Source organism: Paenibacillus sp. BR1-192, assembly GCF_029542445.1.
GTDB classification, from domain to species: Bacteria; Bacillota; Bacilli; order Paenibacillales; family Paenibacillaceae; genus Paenibacillus_AQ; species Paenibacillus_AQ lautus_A.
Map to the genome: position 1 here is coordinate 4,466,722 of NZ_CP120718.1, position 15,729 is coordinate 4,482,450.

The window sequence follows — 15,729 nt, forward strand, 5'->3', positions numbered from 1 at the left end:
AAGCCAACCTACGGCCAACCGAGCTCCGGAGCAAGCACTAGTAAGGGCTTACGCTTTGCGTCTGCGCAAAATATCCGCATACACCGCGAGTATAATAACGAACCCTACAACAACGGTTTGCCATTCCTGGGGCACGGACAGAATGCGCAATCCGTTCGTCAGCACGCTCATGATCAACGCCCCGATCACCGTTCCGATAATGGTACCCTTCCCTCCGCTGAGTGAAGTTCCCCCGATCACGACCGCTGCGATGGCTTCCAGTTCATACCCGGCACCCAGCGCCGGATTGGCCGAGTTCAGCCTCGATGCCATCATGACGCCCGCCAAACCGGTAAAAGCGCCGGTTAAGGTGTAGATCACGATTTTCCAGAAGCCCACGTTGACGCCGGACAAGCGGGTCGCCTCTTCGTTGCTGCCCAGCGCAAAGTTATACCGGCCGAGGATGGTCTTCGACAAGATGAGATAGCCGAGGATCGCCGCAATGAAGAAAATGACGACCGCATTGGGAATATCGAGTCCCGGCACCAGCCAGCCCAGCACGCTGCCCTGGGACACCTCGGCAAAGCTTTCGGCATCGTTGAAATAGACCGGTTTGGCCCCGGAGATGATGAGCGCGAGACCTTTGGCGATCATCATCATCGCCAGCGTTGCGATAAAAGGCGGAATCTTCATTTTCGCCACCGCCGTCCCGGACAGAAGCCCGCACAGGGCGCCGGTCAAGATGCCGCCAAGAATGCCGACGGGGACCGGCAATCCCCAGAAGGTGATGCAGACCCCGGTCATAACGCCGCTCAGCGTCATGACCGTCCCGACGGACAGGTCGATGCCGCCGGTAATAATGACAAAGGTGGATCCCAAAGCCAGCACGCCGATTACCGCCGTGGAAAGAAGAATGCCCACGATGTTGGAGAATTGAAAGAAATTGCTGGACGAGAACGTAAAGAATAGGACGAGAACGACCAAGCTGGCAAGAGCCAGCACTTGCTGGAGCGCGCCCGATTTGATTTGAATGTTCATCTGCTTGTTCCTCCTGACGTGAATAGATGACGGCGACGGCGTCTTACATCCTCGCTGTAGCCAGATGCATTATGCTTTCTTGGGTCGCCTCTTCATGATCCAGCTCGCCCGTAATCCGGCCTTCGCACATGACGAGAATCCGGTGGCTCATCCGAAGAATTTCCGGCAGCTCCGACGAGATCATGATGATCGACTTGCCCTGTGCTGCAAGATCGTTCAGCAATCGGTAGATTTCGCTCTTGGCCCCAACGTCGATTCCTCGCGTCGGCTCGTCGAAGATCAGGATGTCGCAATCCCTCGTCAGCCATTTGCCAATGACGACCTTCTGCTGATTGCCCCCGGAGAGGAACTTGACTTCCTGATCGACATGCGGCGTTTTGACCTTCAATCGAGACACCATATCCTCCGCCTGCTCGCGAATCTTCGCCGTATTCATCCAGCCGCCGGGACGGAGGAAGCTGCCGTATGAGGCGATAGCCACATTGCTCTTCACGTCGAGATCGACGACGCATCCATAGCGCTTGCGATCCTCGGATAGATAGCCGATCCCTTGCCGCACCGCATCGTGCGGGCCCTTGATCGTTACCTTGCGGCCGTGCACGCGGATCTCGCCGGATTGGATGCGGTCGGCGCCGAAGATGGCCCGGGCAAGCTCGGTCCGTCCCGCGCCGACGAGGCCGGCAATGCCAAGAATTTCTCCCTTTTTCAGAGTCAGGTTAATATTCTTCAAGTTTCTGCCTTGATTCAGTCCTATAACCTCCAATACCGTCTCGCGCTCACCAGCCGTCCTCTCCGGCTTCGAGGTCTCGTAAATCTGCCGACCGACCATTTTCGAGATAATGTCCTGGGTCGTGACTTCAGCCGTGGATACCGTATCGATGTACTGCCCGTCGCGCATCACTGTAATGCGATCCGTGATTCGTTTGATCTCATCCATTCGGTGGGAAATGTAAACGATTCCAACTCCGCTCTCGCGAAGCTGCCGTATGATGCGGAACAAATCCTCAATCTCCGTTTCGCTCAAAGCCGCCGTCGGCTCATCCATCACCAGCACATCGGCGTTGTAGGATAATGCCTTGGCGATCTCCACCATCTGCTGCTTGGCAACCGTTAATTCCGAAACCTTGATGGAGGGGTCCATGTCGAGGCCCATCCGTTCGAACAGTTCCTTCACCTGCCGGTGCAGCGCCCGGTCGTCCAGAAACAATCGGAGCTTTCGCCGCGGCTCCCGCCCGATGAAGATATTCTGGGCGACCGTCAGGTCAGGGGCCAGATTCAGCTCCTGATGAATCATGCTGATTCCCGCGTCCTGAGCCGCTTTCGGGTTCGATAACTCAACGGGCTGCCCTTTGAATTCGATCGTTCCTGCATCCTTCTGATAAACGCCGGTCAGGATTTTCATCAGGGTTGACTTGCCCGCACCGTTTTCACCCATAAGGGCATGGACTTCACCGGCCCGAAGGTCGAACCGGCAGTTATTTAATGCAAGCACGCCCGGAAATTCCTTCATGATTCCTTCCATCTGTATCAGCCATTCGCTCAACGTCCCTCACCTCTCTAGCTGGCACCTTTTATGAATCATTGTACAAACCGCTACCCCGCGAAGGAATGGAATATTCTCTGATCGATGTTGAATAATCTATGATCCGCCGCAGAAACCCAAAAGAGAAGAAGCTACTCCTCCACAAAGGGAAAGAGCAGCTTCTGGTTTTCCTCGGTATACATATTGTCCTTATTGATGATAACGGAATCGGTGTATATATGCCGGGGCATCCTGTCGCCCTCGATAACGGATACGGCTGTTTTGATGCCCAAATAACCGATGTTGAAGGGCTTCTGAACGATCGTGGATTGCAAGACTCCCTCTTCGAGCAGCTTGACTTCCTTCACCGAGCTGTCGAATCCGACCAGCTTGACTTTGCCCACCAGCCCCAGTTCCCGAATCGCTCTGCCGGCCCCCACCGTAGAAGGCTCATTCAGTCCGACGATTCCATTCAGGTCAGGCCTTTCAAGCAGGAGCTTTTTCGTGATTTCGTACGCCCTCTCCTCCTTGCCTTCGCTGTAGTAGGTGCCCACGATTTCCGTGCCGCCGCGCTGCTCCAGAATGCTTCGAACCCCTTGCTCCCTCTCGATCTGCGTCGAGGTGCCCTGCACGAAACTGATGATAGCAACCTTGGCATGTTCCGGCAGGCGCGACGAAAGCTCCTTGCCGGCCTTCTGTCCCGCATTCACATTGTCGGTCGCGATCAAGCTCTGCGCGTAATCGCCATTCACGGCCGAATCAATCATAATGAGCGGGATGCCGGCCTTACGAATCGACTCTGCTACGGGAACCAGGCGATGATAATCACCCGCGGCCAAAACGATCGCATCCGGCTTCTGCTTGACGGCTTCCTCCAACAATTGAATCTGCAAGTCAACCTCGATTTCCTGAGACGGTCCTACCACCGAGACGTCAACGCCGAATTCCCGGGAAGCCGTGTTCACCCCTTCAATCAGTACCCGCCAGAATTCATTCTCGTCCAGCGCCTTTACGCCGACGATGATCTTCTTGGTTCCGGGTTCTTCCTTGGACCACTGATAAACGGCATAACCCAGAAGAAGCAACGGAATCAGCAGCAGTACCATATAACGCATTCGCAGGTACGACTTCAAGGCACATCCCCCTCCACACGCTGCCATTCATCTGCATGAACGGCCGGAATGACCAGCGTTACGCTTGTACCCGATCCGGGCACGCTTGCATAGCTAAGACCATATTCCGTTCCAAAATATAACTGTATCCGCTGATGAACATTCGCAATGCCAACGCTGTTTCTCGATCGTGTGCCTTCTTTGGACGTGAGCAGCGTCTCCACCTTGGACTGATCCATCCCGATGCCGTCGTCCTTAACTTGAAATTCGATGCGGGTATCTCGACGCACCCCCGTAATCGTGATCGTCCCCGGCCCTTCCTTGTTTTTGATGCCATGATAAATGGCATTCTCCACCAGCGGCTGCAGCAGCACCTTCAGCGTCAGATACGGGTAAAGTCCGCGATCGATATCCAGGGCAAACGTGATTTTGTCCTGATAACGCATCTGTTGTATTTTCAAATAATTCGTTATATGCTCCACCTCGGTCGCAATCGGTATCATTTCCTTCCCCTTGCTGAGCGAAGCCCGAAACAGCCTGGCTAAAGCCGATGTCATCAAAATCACCTCGTCATGCTTCTTGCTCTCGGCCATCCATATGATGGAATCCAGCGTATTGTAGAGAAAATGGGGGTTGATTTGGGCTTGCAGGGCATTCAGCTCGCTTTTTCTCTTAATCTCCTGCTCTACCACGATTTGATACATCAATTCCTTAATCTTCAGCACCATCACGTTGAAGCTGCGGGCAAGTCCGGAGATTTCCCTGGAATGCCCCACCGGGACCCGGATGTCGAAATTCCCCTTCTCCACCTCCATCATCTTCTCTTGCAGCTTCTTGATGGGACGCGTCAGATTGCGCGAGAGGACGACGGAGAACAGCACGCCGACGACGAGGCATAACAATCCCGCTATAGCAAAAGACAACTGCATCTGCTTCTTATTGTCCACCAGCTCATTCTCGTAAAAAACGCCTACGATTTTCCAGCCGAAATCCGTGTTCTTAATGCTGTAAATCCGGCTCGCGCCGTCCTCCTTCACGACAAAACTTCCATGTTTGTCCTGCAGCACCTGGTCCAATCTCTCCGTTTTCAGATTGCTGTAAAGCAGCTGCTGCTGGGGGTGATAAACAATCCGGCCTTCGCGGTCGATAACGAACACATACCCCCGGTTCCCCAGATCGAGCTTGCTGAGCATATCGTTAATCACTTTGAAGTTAAGATCGATTAGCAGGATGCCAAGCCCTTGGGTCGAATCCATGCCGCTGAGCTCACGGCTCAGCGATACAACCCAGCGGTACTCTCCCTTAATGACGGGCTGTACATGCGAGGAAGAGATCACCGTCTGTCCTTGGTTTTCCTTCGCCTGCCGATACCAGGGCTGATCGGATATTTCAATATAAGGATTTAACTCCGCGTTGGACCGATCGGATATGAAGGTTCCGCCCGCTCCGAAGATGTTGATCGAAGCAATGTCTTTGCGCGAAATGCGAATCGAGTGAAAATAATCCGATATCTTCGCCTTTAATACCGCCAGCTGCGCAGGCTCCAGCTCGTCGGCCGAGGCCAGGTATTCTCTTACGTTCGGATTGTTCATCGCGGCCAGCGAAATGTCCTTCATGCCTGTAATGTAGGTTTGGATATTCGCATTGACTTGATTGATCAGCTCGGAGGTATAACTTTCCGCCGTTTCGCGAACAGCCGATTCGGACAGCCGATAGGAGATGAAGATAAGCAGCAGCGCCGTGAACAGCACGAGCATCACGAAGGAACTGGCAATGCGGGACTGAATGCTTTTGATTCGCTGCGGAGTCTTCATGGCTGTACCCCGCCAGACGCCATTTTATTCCGGTACTCCGTCGGGGTATCTCCGGTATGTTTCTTAAACAGCACGCTAAAATATTGAGGATCCTGATAGCCGGTTTTCGCCGCAATTTCATAGGTTTTTAACAAGGAATGCTTCAGAAGTTCCTTCGCTTTCTCCATGCGGACTTCCGTAACGTATTCGACGAAGGTCTTCCCGGTATGCGACTTGAACAAGGCGCTGAAATAACTCGTGCTCATGAAGATCCGGCTGCACACGGTCTTAATCGATAACTCCGCATCCTCATAATGCCGCTGGATGAAATCGACCGCCTCCAGCATCTGGGAGCGTGTAATATCCTTTCTGGTCTTGGCTACGTCCCTTAACGCCTGCTCGCATACCTCGTTTAACCAGCGCTCGATCTCATCCAAGGACCGAAAAGAATACAGATCGGACAGCAGCCTCTTCTCCTTGCCGATCAGCTCGTTCCCATTGCTGCCGATTTCCATCAAGGTTTGTAGCACGGAAAGCATGACCCGAAGGACCCGCACGTAACAGATCTCGATTGAAATTGAAGCGCTTCCAAGTTCGCTGATCAACCGCCGGATGCACGCCTTCACCTCTGAGCCTGTGCCCGCCCGGATTGCCGAAACCAGCGCCGTCTCCGTTTCGATCCCATCCAGGAGAGGACCGCTCCCGCGTTTTTCTAGATCGGTGATATGGACCACCTGATCGCGGCCGATCAGAAGCCGGTACTCCAGGGCGGCCTCCGAGGCCTTGCAGGAATATCGTATGTCCTGCAGCTGGCGGCAGATCGTTCCGATGCCAACCGTGACCGTGAATTTCATGAACTGCTTGGTGGAGCCGCGAATGTCCTCCGCCAGTTCCTGGGCCCGGGCGTGCAGATCTTTCTCGTCGGAGCCCGACAGAATGGTCATGACCTTATTCTCTTTGTACCGAAACACGGCCGCACCAGGCTCACCCGCCAGGATCTCCTGCATGATGTTGTATAAGGCAAAAGCATGCAGTTCATTATCGGCGTGCTGTTCATCTGAGCGCAGCTCATCCATATCCACTGCCATGGCGATATACAGCGGCCCGCGCAGCGGAATATCGAAATAAGCCAGCCGACTCTCCATTTCGGACCGCTTCATCGGCGATGACGCCAATCGTTCCAGAAAACGTTCCCTAAGCAGGACCAAGCTCTCGTTCAACTGCTTCTTGAGTCTCTTCAAGTGCTCGGTGTGACCGCGCTCCTCATCCATTTCCAGCTTGAGCTTGTCGAGCATGTCTCTTAATTCCGCCGCCGTAACCGGTTTCAAAATAAAATCCGTCACCTGCAGCTTCACCGCCTGCTGGGCGTATTCGAAATCGTCGAACCCGGTCAGGATGATGATCTTCGTCTTAGGAAAACGTTCCGTAATATGACGGGACAATTCCAAGCCATCCATGTACGGCATGTTGATGTCCGTTAACACGACATCGGGCTGATGGCGGGTTACGGCCTCCAACGCATCTCTGCCGTTCTCGCAATCCCCGATGCATTCATAGCCATGCTCCGACCACTGAATCCGGTTTCGGATCCCTTCCCTTACGATCGGTTCGTCGTCCACAATAAGAATCGTATACAATCAAAGCCTCCCCCGTTCAAAAGCAAATCCATTCGCTTTGGTTTATCGTGTTACGAGGTGAATAATACAGGAAAAGCCCTTCGGCAGGCAACTGCCAAAGGGCTCCAGACTTCATGTTTTATTTCCGGGCATTCATCCACGTCATGAAATTGTTCACCACGATATCGATGAAACCGATCGTCGGTTCATGGATCAGCTTGCCGGACTCATCCATCTTCTCGTGCACGGCGCCGATATAAACTTCATTGTTAGGAAGCAGCGGCGAGGTGATGCCAACGGAGAAGAGAATGTCCCGAAGATGCTCTTGGGCGCGAACCGTACCGAGCTGCCCCATCGACGCCCCCATGATCCAGGAAGGCTTCCCGTTCATGACCTTATCGACGCGCGATAACCAATCCAGCGCATTCTTGAGCACGCCCGGTATGGAATAATTATATTCCGGCGTGATCCACAATACGGCATCGGAAGCGGCAATCCGCTCCTTGAATTCCTTGACGGCCGCAGGAGGGTCCAACTCCGTGTCTTGATCGTAGAACGGAAGATCGCGAAGATCCACGATATCAAAGGCGATCTGATCCGAATAGCGCTGCTTCAAATATTCCGCCAGTTTCCGATTGTACGACTCTTTTCTAATGCTTCCCACAACGATTGCAACGTTCATGATATCCTCCAGTTCTATGCCTTTCCAGCACACATGATTCAGTTATTGGGTAACTTATTTTAGCGTATCACCATATTTTACCATTGTCAAAACAGCCCCTACTTCATTAGGGAAAGCAGCTTGCACACATCGCGTTCCAGATCTCCCCTTCTTTCAACAGGCACATGCCGCAGCAGCGCCATGGCGGCGTAAGGAACCTTGATGGCATGCGGATCTTCATACAGCCGGCTCCAATAGGCCGATTCCGTGATGGAAGCCTTGGCAGGCGCATCGATCCCCTGAGCCATAAGCGCTTGAGGTCTGAGACGGTTAAGTTTCGTTTGGAGCCGGTGATTGCCTTGGCCCAGCTTGGCCAGCTGGGCATAACCGAGCCGTTCCAGCTCAATCAGCGCGTGGGCGTGGGTAATCCCATGCTCAAGCTCACCGGCAAAAAAATAATATTGGCCATCCACATGCTGATCCGGCAGCACGTGATCCAGCTCGGAAAGTGCGCGGCATGCCAAATCGGACGCATCCCGGTAAGGCGGTATTTCCGAGAGTGAGATTTCCGATAGATCCAGCTGCGTATAATCGTCAATGCCGTAATACCTTGCAAGCTTATGTTCACTCGCTGCATCGTCCATGAGCTTAAGCAAACCTCTCACGATGGACGGAGTCAGTAAGTCCGGACGGTCCCGCAGCGCTTTCAGTCCGAGCACGCCCAGGGTCACGCCGTGGCCCGAGGTGCTCAGGCTTGTCAGGTTGGGCAGAAGCCCTTCCAGCAATTGATCCATCAATTCAGGCTGTGCGGGCTCGGATGGATACGGTTCAAACCAATCTTCATGCTGAGCGCGCAGATGACGGCAATTGGCAGCCAATCCATGAAGCACATCTTGCGGCAGATCTTGCTCCTTCTGCATGTAATACGCTGCCAAATACGCTCCGCCGACATGCCCTTCAAACCAACCGACTTCGCCGCCGCGGCTCAAAGCCGTGAGACCGTCTATCAAATATTGGTCGTCAATGACCGGGTTCACCTCCTCCCCTTCGGCGGCACTCGGCAGATTCAGCTTGGCTGCAATGTCCTTGGGAAAGCTGGTTATCTTCAACCTGATGCTGTAGCCGTACATTCTAAAACGCAGTCCCTCATCGTTATCCGATAGGATCATCCGCCGATCCAGGGCCGAGCGGACCCGGTCTATAAACCGCTCGTCGGTGACGCCATACGTTAATTCCAGCGTCGGTGCCAGCGCGTACATGGAGATCGGGATCCATTTGCGCCTCGTGGATACCACAACGGCATGGGCCGTTCCGCCGATGACAAAAGCAAATTGTTCCGATTCCTTGGCGATGGTGAATCCGAGCGTCCGCTGCATCCACAGTCGGGCAGCTACCGGATCCTCTACAGGCAGTCCCACTTCCCGCAAATAGAGGACGCCATATTTACCGCTCGGGGTCAGGACCCCTTCCTTTAAATCCGGATGGGCGATAAACTCCAGCAAATTTCCATCCCCATCCCTGAAGTATACGTTCACGCCGGAATCGGAGGATTCGACCACCTTGCCGTCCGGCCATTTCAACAACGGCACCTGTTCCGCGAGGCTCCGGACGGTGGAATCAAATTGGGAGAAAGCCACTTCAAACGCGATATGGGCAGGGGCTATGGGTTCAAACACCTCTTCAAATACAAGCGTGAAATCGGGTGTAGGCTGAAATGCAATTTCGGCCTCGCTTTCTCTGACGACCGGGAATTGAAGCAATCCGTGATAGAATTGCTTCACTCCCTCGATGGAGACGGTCCTTAATGTTAATCCGGCGAAATGGGTGATCATGAGATTTCAGCCTCCACTTTATTGCTGATCTTCTTAACCAGCTCCAAAAAGATGGAAAGCGCCTCTTTCGCCCGATAATCCAGCACGATCGTGCCCTCAGCCGCTTCCGATTCGTAAATGGCCCGTTGAGATCCGCCGATGGAAATCCATTCCGGACTATTAATACCATGCAAATTGCGTATGGTGGCCTGCATTTGCTGCAGTGAACTTACGCCGACGGCCCCGCCTGCCGAGCTTACCGATAAGACGGGTTTGCCCGAGAAATGCATCTGCCCCAAATGATCCAGAGCATTCTTCAACACGCCGCTCATCCCGCCGTGATACTCCGGGGTAGTCAAAATGACGCCGTCCGCCTCCATTAATAAACGCTGCAGCTCACGCACGCCCTCATGCCGATTGAATATTTCGTCCGGGGAATAGAACGGGAGCGGCGTTTCATACAAATTAAACAGCTTCACTTCGACGAACAACCGGTTCATTTGCGCTTCCAAGGCTTTGGCCAAAATGGTGCTTGTCGCTTCTTTGCGATTGCTGCCTGCAATAATTACGATCTTCATGGTAATGCCTCCCTTATTCGTATTCGAATGTTTTGTTAAATACATTGTAGTGGAGGCACGCCATGAAATCGTCAACATATCGAGTGATTTTACGAGCAAAAGCTCTCATGCCTTCGGCTGAGAGCTTCTACGACTATAGTCTTAGAAATAATCATTATGTACGGTTATATAGCATAAGCAGCAAATCCCTAATCCTATACGATTCCATGCTTAAGCGCATAGATGGCAGCCTGTGTCCGGTCGGCAACCCCCAGCTTATCCAGCAGGTGGCTAACATGGGTTTTCACCGTCTTCTCGGTAATATAAAGCGCTTCGCTGATTTCCCTGTTATTCATCCCGGAGGCAATCAGCTGCAATACTTCCTGCTCTCGGCGGGTAAGCTTATCGAGCTGCGCAGCTTCCTGATGGCTGGATCCATTGGCCTCATCCTCTCCCGCCGGGGAAGTAACATGCGTCATGAGCAGGCCTGCTGCATCCGGATGCAATTCGACCTGTCCTTGGAACACGCGTCGGATCCCGGCTACCAATTCCTCCGGCTCGATATCCTTCAGGAGATAGCCGCGAGCACCCGCTCGAATCGCAGGCAGAACATGATCGTAATCAACAAACGAGGTCAGTACGATCACTTTGATATGAGGCAGTTCTTTTTTCAAACGTGCCGTGGTATCGATGCCATTCAATACAGGCATATTCAAATCCATCAACACGACATCAGGCAGCAAAAGTTTGGCCTGTTCCAGCGTCTCTTCGCCATTCGCGGCTTCTCCCACCATTTCGATATCCGGCTGCGTCGCCAGAAAAACCTGGAGGCCCCGCCGTACCATGGCGTGATCGTCAGCTATTAACAATCGGATCATCGGTTATCCCCCCTTTCTCTGTTGTGACCGCCTTCAAGGGTATCGTAACCTCAATGATGGTTCCCTCCCGGTGCACGCTGTATAAACGGAACTGGCCTCCGAGCGATTCGGCCCGCTCCCGCATGCTGGACAGGCCGATGGAATGCCGCGTCAGCTCGTTCCATCGCTGCTTGGTTATCCCGCGCCCTTGATCCTCGATCCGAAGCTCCGCTTCATCGTTTTGCAAGGACAACGCTACCGTTACTTCCTTCGTATCCGCATGCTTGCTCACATTGTTCAGCGCCTCTTGCCCAATCCTCCACAACGCCTCTTCCGCGATCCGCGGCAGCTCCTGCATCCCGGTGATATGTGTACGCACATGAAGCTTCAATCGTTCGCCGTATTGCTTTAGACCTGTCATCAGCCCCTCCTCAAGTCCGGGCGGGCGAAGCTGCATGATCAGCTCCCGCATTTCCTTTAGTGCGCTTTGCGATAATGACTGGATATCGCGGATCGTGTCCTGGAGCAAGCTTTTCTGCCCATCCGGGTCAGCGGCAATCATCCCCCCTACACCTTTGGACATCATCACCAGCGAGAACAGGGTTTGGCTTACCGAGTCGTGCAGGTCCCGGGCCAGGCGATTTCGTTCATCCATCCTTGCGAGCTCCCGCCGGTTCTCCTCCAAACGGATGCGCTGAAGCGTCATGCCGATATGCTCCGCTATGGCCTCGATAACCTCCATGTCCGCCCGATGCTGGTCTCCATACTGATCATAGCCCACCAAAAGCATCCCGGTTAAGGAGTCCGAAGCAACCGCAAGCGGTACCGCAACGGCTCGACGAATGGGAGCTATCCATCCTTTCTCCACCAGTTGATCCGCAAGTTGCTGCGCATCCGGATCGCCGACCGGTTCTGCTGAGCGCTTCACTGCATCAGGACCGTTCCGAGCCATGTCGGCTAGCGGAAATTTGGCATGGGGCAGCGTGGTCTGTCCGCCGCTGTATAGCGCACGCAGCGTGATTTCCTGGCCCACCGGTTCCAGCAGCGCCGCAACCGGCCAATCAAAATAACGGCCGAGCAAACTCATCACCTGCTCCGTTAATTCGGCCCGGCTCACCGCTTGGGATGCATAAGCGCCTAGCGCGCTGCTATATTCTCCTAGCCGGGCGAACAAATCAGCCCGACGCTGCTCAGCCGCGTACAGACGCATGCGCTCGATGGCGGTGCCGATTTGGTAGGCTACCGATTCCAGCAGCGCCAGCTCCTCCTTGGAAAAATGAAGCTTCCCGGGTGCGGCCACATTCAGCACGCCGAACCTGCGGCTGCCGGAACGCAGCGGAACGGTAGCATGATGGGTAATTCCCTCCGTGTCGCCCCACTGATAACGAACGGCGTTATCCAGACGTTTGCAATTCAAAATGTTCACGGCATTTTTCAGTCGGCCGTCATCATAGCGCTCCAGGCACCAGCAGCTGCCGCACCTCATCGGTTCGTCATCTTCCCGTCTCAGAGCGGGCGGCAGATTCCGGCCCGCTACGAATTCATGCGTTCTCTTCTCTTCCACCAGGAACAGCCAGCCGGTCGTAAGTCCGGTCAGCTCCAGCAGTTTGCCGATAACAACGTCCAGCATGGGGGCTAACTCATTGGATTCGTTCAGCGTTTCGGCAATCGTCTTCAACGTGATTAACTCCTGGATATGCGGGTCGTGAGTGGACATACAAGCAAGCTCCTTCTTTATTTTGCATTCTGAAGTAACTATATTATATAATCCTGTCACGCACCATCCAAATTCCGAATGGAATTCCTGGCCGGTGCAGATCATTCATCCCATGAATTGTGGTAAAAAACAATTAATATTGTTTTATCTCTTGCAAATTTCCACCTACATATGGCTTAATATAGAAGTCGGGCCGACGAAATGAGCTGAAAGGAGGCTGATTGCAATGATTCAGATCCGTGAGGTGGTATTCGCGTAAAGCGAATATCCGTTAAATGGGAGCCCGCCGCGGGCTCCCTATATCTATTTTCAACTCCAATAAAACCAAAATCTAAAAAAACCAATTTCACGAAAGGAGGAGGGCAAGCATGATCAATGCAATTGTTTTGAAACTCAGCGATAGCTTAAATATGTACACAGAAAGAGGAGGGCATCGATGGGCCATTACAAGAACGGAAGAGAAGTGCTTCCCCCCGAGCTGCTGCAGCAAATTCAACAGTATATAGACGGAGAATTACTCTACATACCGAAACAGAGCGAGCAAAGAGCCGGCTGGGGAGAGTTAAGCGGTTCCAAACAACGCATCGAAAGTCGCAATAAAGAAATGTATCGCGCTTACTGCAAAGGACGGTCCATTGAGGAATTGGAACGGACCTACTTCCTGTCTGGAGAAAGCGTACGCAAGATCATAAGTAAACTTACCCGCGTAGGGACCTGAACCGATGAGGTTTAACGGTCTCCGCACGGATTAACATAGGACTGTTCCCACGGGGTACAGTCCTTTTCATGTTGCATGGATCGGGGCACGGTGAACCCGCGATGTACCGTTTTTAGGGCTGTTCGGCATTTTCACCTCATTGCCACCTTGTCCGAGTAGTCTGCACCATAGAAAAGGCCCGGCTGCAAACGAGCTGCAGCCGGGCGTGATTGTACCCTAATGTTCTTCCCGCTTCGCCCCGGCTACATCCCATCGATGGCGGAATTTCTCAAGCCTCGGATGCAGAAACGGCGGCTCGGACAACAAGATCAGCCTCAGCTTCACGATCCATTCCTCGAAGGAAGAAAACGAAGCAAACACGTTAGCTACCTCCGGAGTCATGAGAAGAAAATGGGGACTTCCGTACTTCTCGACCAGATGTCGAAGCGCCGTATCGATCGGCGTGTATTTTTTTCGCTTCGACTCGAACGATTCAATCACGACCGAAGATCTTCCAAGCTCCTCAATCCATTCCTGAAGCTGTTTCTCCCGCTTGTAATAAGGGCTCACCGGCTCCTTGAACATCCGCTTCACCGTCTCTTCGTGCAGCGGATACAACACCAACTTTGCGAAGGATCGTTCCTCCAAGATGGCAGCCGCCTGCTCGAGGGCCACCTGATCCTGCTCAAAAAGATCGTAGAATATCAAGGTGCCTTTCGTGGTCGGCTTCGGGGGCTCGTAGCCGTATGGGACATACTCCAAATTGCGCGGCATGATGGAACATCACCTCTCTTTACTATGATGACTGGGATGAAAGCTTCGGCGGCACACGATGCTTGGTAGCCTGCTCGAAGCCGTAGGCTAACCGAATCAGCACCGGCTCGCTATAAGCCGTCCCGATGAATGTAATGCCCTGAGGACCTTTGGTGTTGTATCCTCCCGGAGCTATGATCCCATTCTCGGCATAACCGCCGGGAACGGTAACCGAAGGATACCCTGCGCGGGCAGCCAGATCGGGTCCATATTCATTACCCAGAAACAGCAGCGCGTCCAGCTGATGTTCCCGCAGTACTTGATCAATTCCCATGTCGCCCGCCCTTTCCTTGTTCCTCCGCCTGCTCTCCAAATACTCTTTTTCGGTCAACGTGCCGCTTGTTTCCTCGGCCCAAACCAGCGTATCCTGTCCATATTTCAGGGCTATGTCGGCGTGTGCCTCATTATAGGCGATAACCTCAGCTAATGAATGAACCGGCAGGGACGGATCTACATTCGCCAAATAATCATTGACGTATTTCTTGAATTCATAGCGAAGTACGTTGGCATCCCAGCGGGTGCCCTGGCATGGCAGTTCCACCGGATCGATGATGGTCGCGCCTTGTTCGCGAAGAACATCAATAGCAGACTCTACGATATCTAGTCTATCCCGATCCAGGTGCTTATAGTAGTATCGGGGAATCCCAATTCGTGCCCGCTTCAGATAACTGGCGTCCAGAAACTTCGTGTAATCCTCTACCCTTGCTAGAGCAGCTGTCTTGGTCACCTCGTCCAGGTCATCCGCACCCGCGATCGCGCCAAGCAGAATCGCGGCATCTTCCACCGTTCGGGTCATTGGACCTGCCGTATCCTGCGTATGCGTGATGGGAATGATGCCCGTCCGGCTTACCAGACCGATCGTCGGCTTCAAGCCAACCAGACTGTTCTGGCTGGAAGGGCTGATAATCGATCCTGAAGTTTCCGTGCCGATGGCTGCCGCAGCCAAATTCGCCGCCACTGCAGCTCCGGAACCGGAGCTCGAACCTCCGACGAACATTTCGCCGGGACCGTAGGGATTTAAAGTAAGCCCGCGTCTTGACGAGTATCCTGCCCACATGGTCGAGGACATGAAATTCGCCCACTCGGTCATGTTGCTCTTGCCCAGAATAACGGCCCCCGCCTCTCGGAGTTTTGCGGCAACAAAGGAATCTTTGGCGGCGTACGAATCGGCCAGCGTGATGGAGCCGGCGCTCGTATGCAGCCGATCCCCGGTGTCGATGTTGTCTTTGAGCAGTATCGGAATCCCGTGCAGCCGTCCCCGCGCTCCCAAGTTTCTGCGCTCCTGATCCAGCTCTCGGGCAATCTGCAGCGCATCCGGGTTCACCTCTAGAATCGAGCGAAGCCATCCATCGTATAACCCGATCCGTTCCAGATACAATTGAACCAGTTCGACCGAAGACATCCAGCCTTCTTCCATGGCATGCTGCATATCCGCTATGGTTGCTTCCACAATCCATGTTCTTTTATCCAAGCTCATATATGGTCCCCCTTATTTTTCTGATCTTGCGGCAGGTGTGGGGTTTAACGTTTCATATTTTAGCCTCCAGACGTTTCAA

General features: G+C 53.5%; 13 protein-coding genes. 1 reads left to right on the top strand and 12 read right to left on the bottom strand.

All coding sequences use genetic code 11. The features are described from left to right. Positions 1-48: 48 nt before the first annotated feature. The 10 genes from P0X86_RS19865 to P0X86_RS19910 all read right to left on the bottom strand — a co-directional run bounded on the left by P0X86_RS19865 (position 49) and on the right by P0X86_RS19910 (position 12,663). The gene (locus P0X86_RS19865; protein ID WP_096774337.1) at positions 49-1,017 is read right to left on the bottom strand and encodes an ABC transporter permease; all 969 of its coding nucleotides are present in this window, start codon (positions 1,015-1,017) and stop codon (positions 49-51) included. Between the two features lie 43 nt (positions 1,018-1,060). Further along, entirely contained in the window at positions 1,061-2,560 is a 1,500-nt protein-coding gene (locus P0X86_RS19870) for a sugar ABC transporter ATP-binding protein (protein WP_096774338.1), read from the bottom strand. A gap of 131 nt (positions 2,561-2,691) precedes the next feature. After that, positions 2,692-3,672 carry a substrate-binding domain-containing protein gene (locus P0X86_RS19875; RefSeq protein ID WP_096774339.1) on the bottom strand — a complete coding sequence of 327 codons (981 nt, stop codon included), beginning with the start codon at positions 3,670-3,672 and terminating at the stop codon, positions 2,692-2,694. Then, positions 3,669-5,465 (bottom strand): cache domain-containing sensor histidine kinase, encoded by a 1,797-nt coding sequence (locus P0X86_RS19880; RefSeq protein ID WP_192571406.1) that lies wholly within the window; start codon positions 5,463-5,465, stop codon positions 3,669-3,671. Before P0X86_RS19880 ends, P0X86_RS19875 begins: the two co-directional genes overlap by 4 nt. Further along, positions 5,462-7,081, bottom strand: a complete 1,620-nt coding sequence (locus P0X86_RS19885; protein WP_277746282.1) for a response regulator — start codon at positions 7,079-7,081, stop codon at positions 5,462-5,464. Before P0X86_RS19885 ends, P0X86_RS19880 begins: the two co-directional genes overlap by 4 nt. Before the next feature lie 118 nt (positions 7,082-7,199). After that, positions 7,200-7,742, bottom strand: coding sequence for an NADPH-dependent FMN reductase (locus P0X86_RS19890; protein ID WP_009592221.1), 543 nt, complete (start codon positions 7,740-7,742; stop codon positions 7,200-7,202). A 98-nt stretch (positions 7,743-7,840) separates the two neighbouring features. Continuing rightward, positions 7,841-9,553: a VOC family protein gene (locus P0X86_RS19895; RefSeq protein WP_277746283.1), complete on the bottom strand. Its 1,713-nt coding sequence runs from the start codon at positions 9,551-9,553 to the stop codon at positions 7,841-7,843. Next, a complete protein-coding gene (locus P0X86_RS19900; RefSeq protein WP_192571403.1) occupies positions 9,550-10,110 on the bottom strand; it encodes an NADPH-dependent FMN reductase in 561 nt (186 codons plus the stop codon). The genes P0X86_RS19895 and P0X86_RS19900 overlap by 4 nt, the downstream gene beginning before the upstream one ends. Positions 10,111-10,304: 194 nt before the next feature. Next, positions 10,305-10,967: a response regulator gene (locus P0X86_RS19905; RefSeq protein WP_015736093.1), complete on the bottom strand. Its 663-nt coding sequence runs from the start codon at positions 10,965-10,967 to the stop codon at positions 10,305-10,307. Further along, the gene (locus P0X86_RS19910) at positions 10,945-12,663 is read right to left on the bottom strand and encodes a GAF domain-containing sensor histidine kinase (RefSeq protein ID WP_277746284.1); all 1,719 of its coding nucleotides are present in this window, start codon (positions 12,661-12,663) and stop codon (positions 10,945-10,947) included. The genes P0X86_RS19905 and P0X86_RS19910 overlap by 23 nt, the downstream gene beginning before the upstream one ends. A 436-nt stretch (positions 12,664-13,099) precedes the next feature. Between P0X86_RS19910 and P0X86_RS19915 the strand changes: the two genes are divergently transcribed. Next, positions 13,100-13,381, top strand: coding sequence for a CD3324 family protein (locus P0X86_RS19915; protein ID WP_006211013.1), 282 nt, complete (start codon positions 13,100-13,102; stop codon positions 13,379-13,381). A gap of 216 nt (positions 13,382-13,597) precedes the next feature. Here P0X86_RS19915 and P0X86_RS19920 read toward each other — a convergent pair whose 3' ends face one another. Further along, complete coding sequence (locus tag P0X86_RS19920; RefSeq protein ID WP_277746285.1) at positions 13,598-14,134, bottom strand: hypothetical protein; 537 nt, start codon at positions 14,132-14,134, stop codon at positions 13,598-13,600. A 22-nt stretch (positions 14,135-14,156) separates the two neighbouring features. Continuing rightward, positions 14,157-15,650, bottom strand: a complete 1,494-nt coding sequence (locus P0X86_RS19925; protein ID WP_277746286.1) for an amidase family protein — start codon at positions 15,648-15,650, stop codon at positions 14,157-14,159. Positions 15,651-15,729 lie beyond the last annotated feature (79 nt).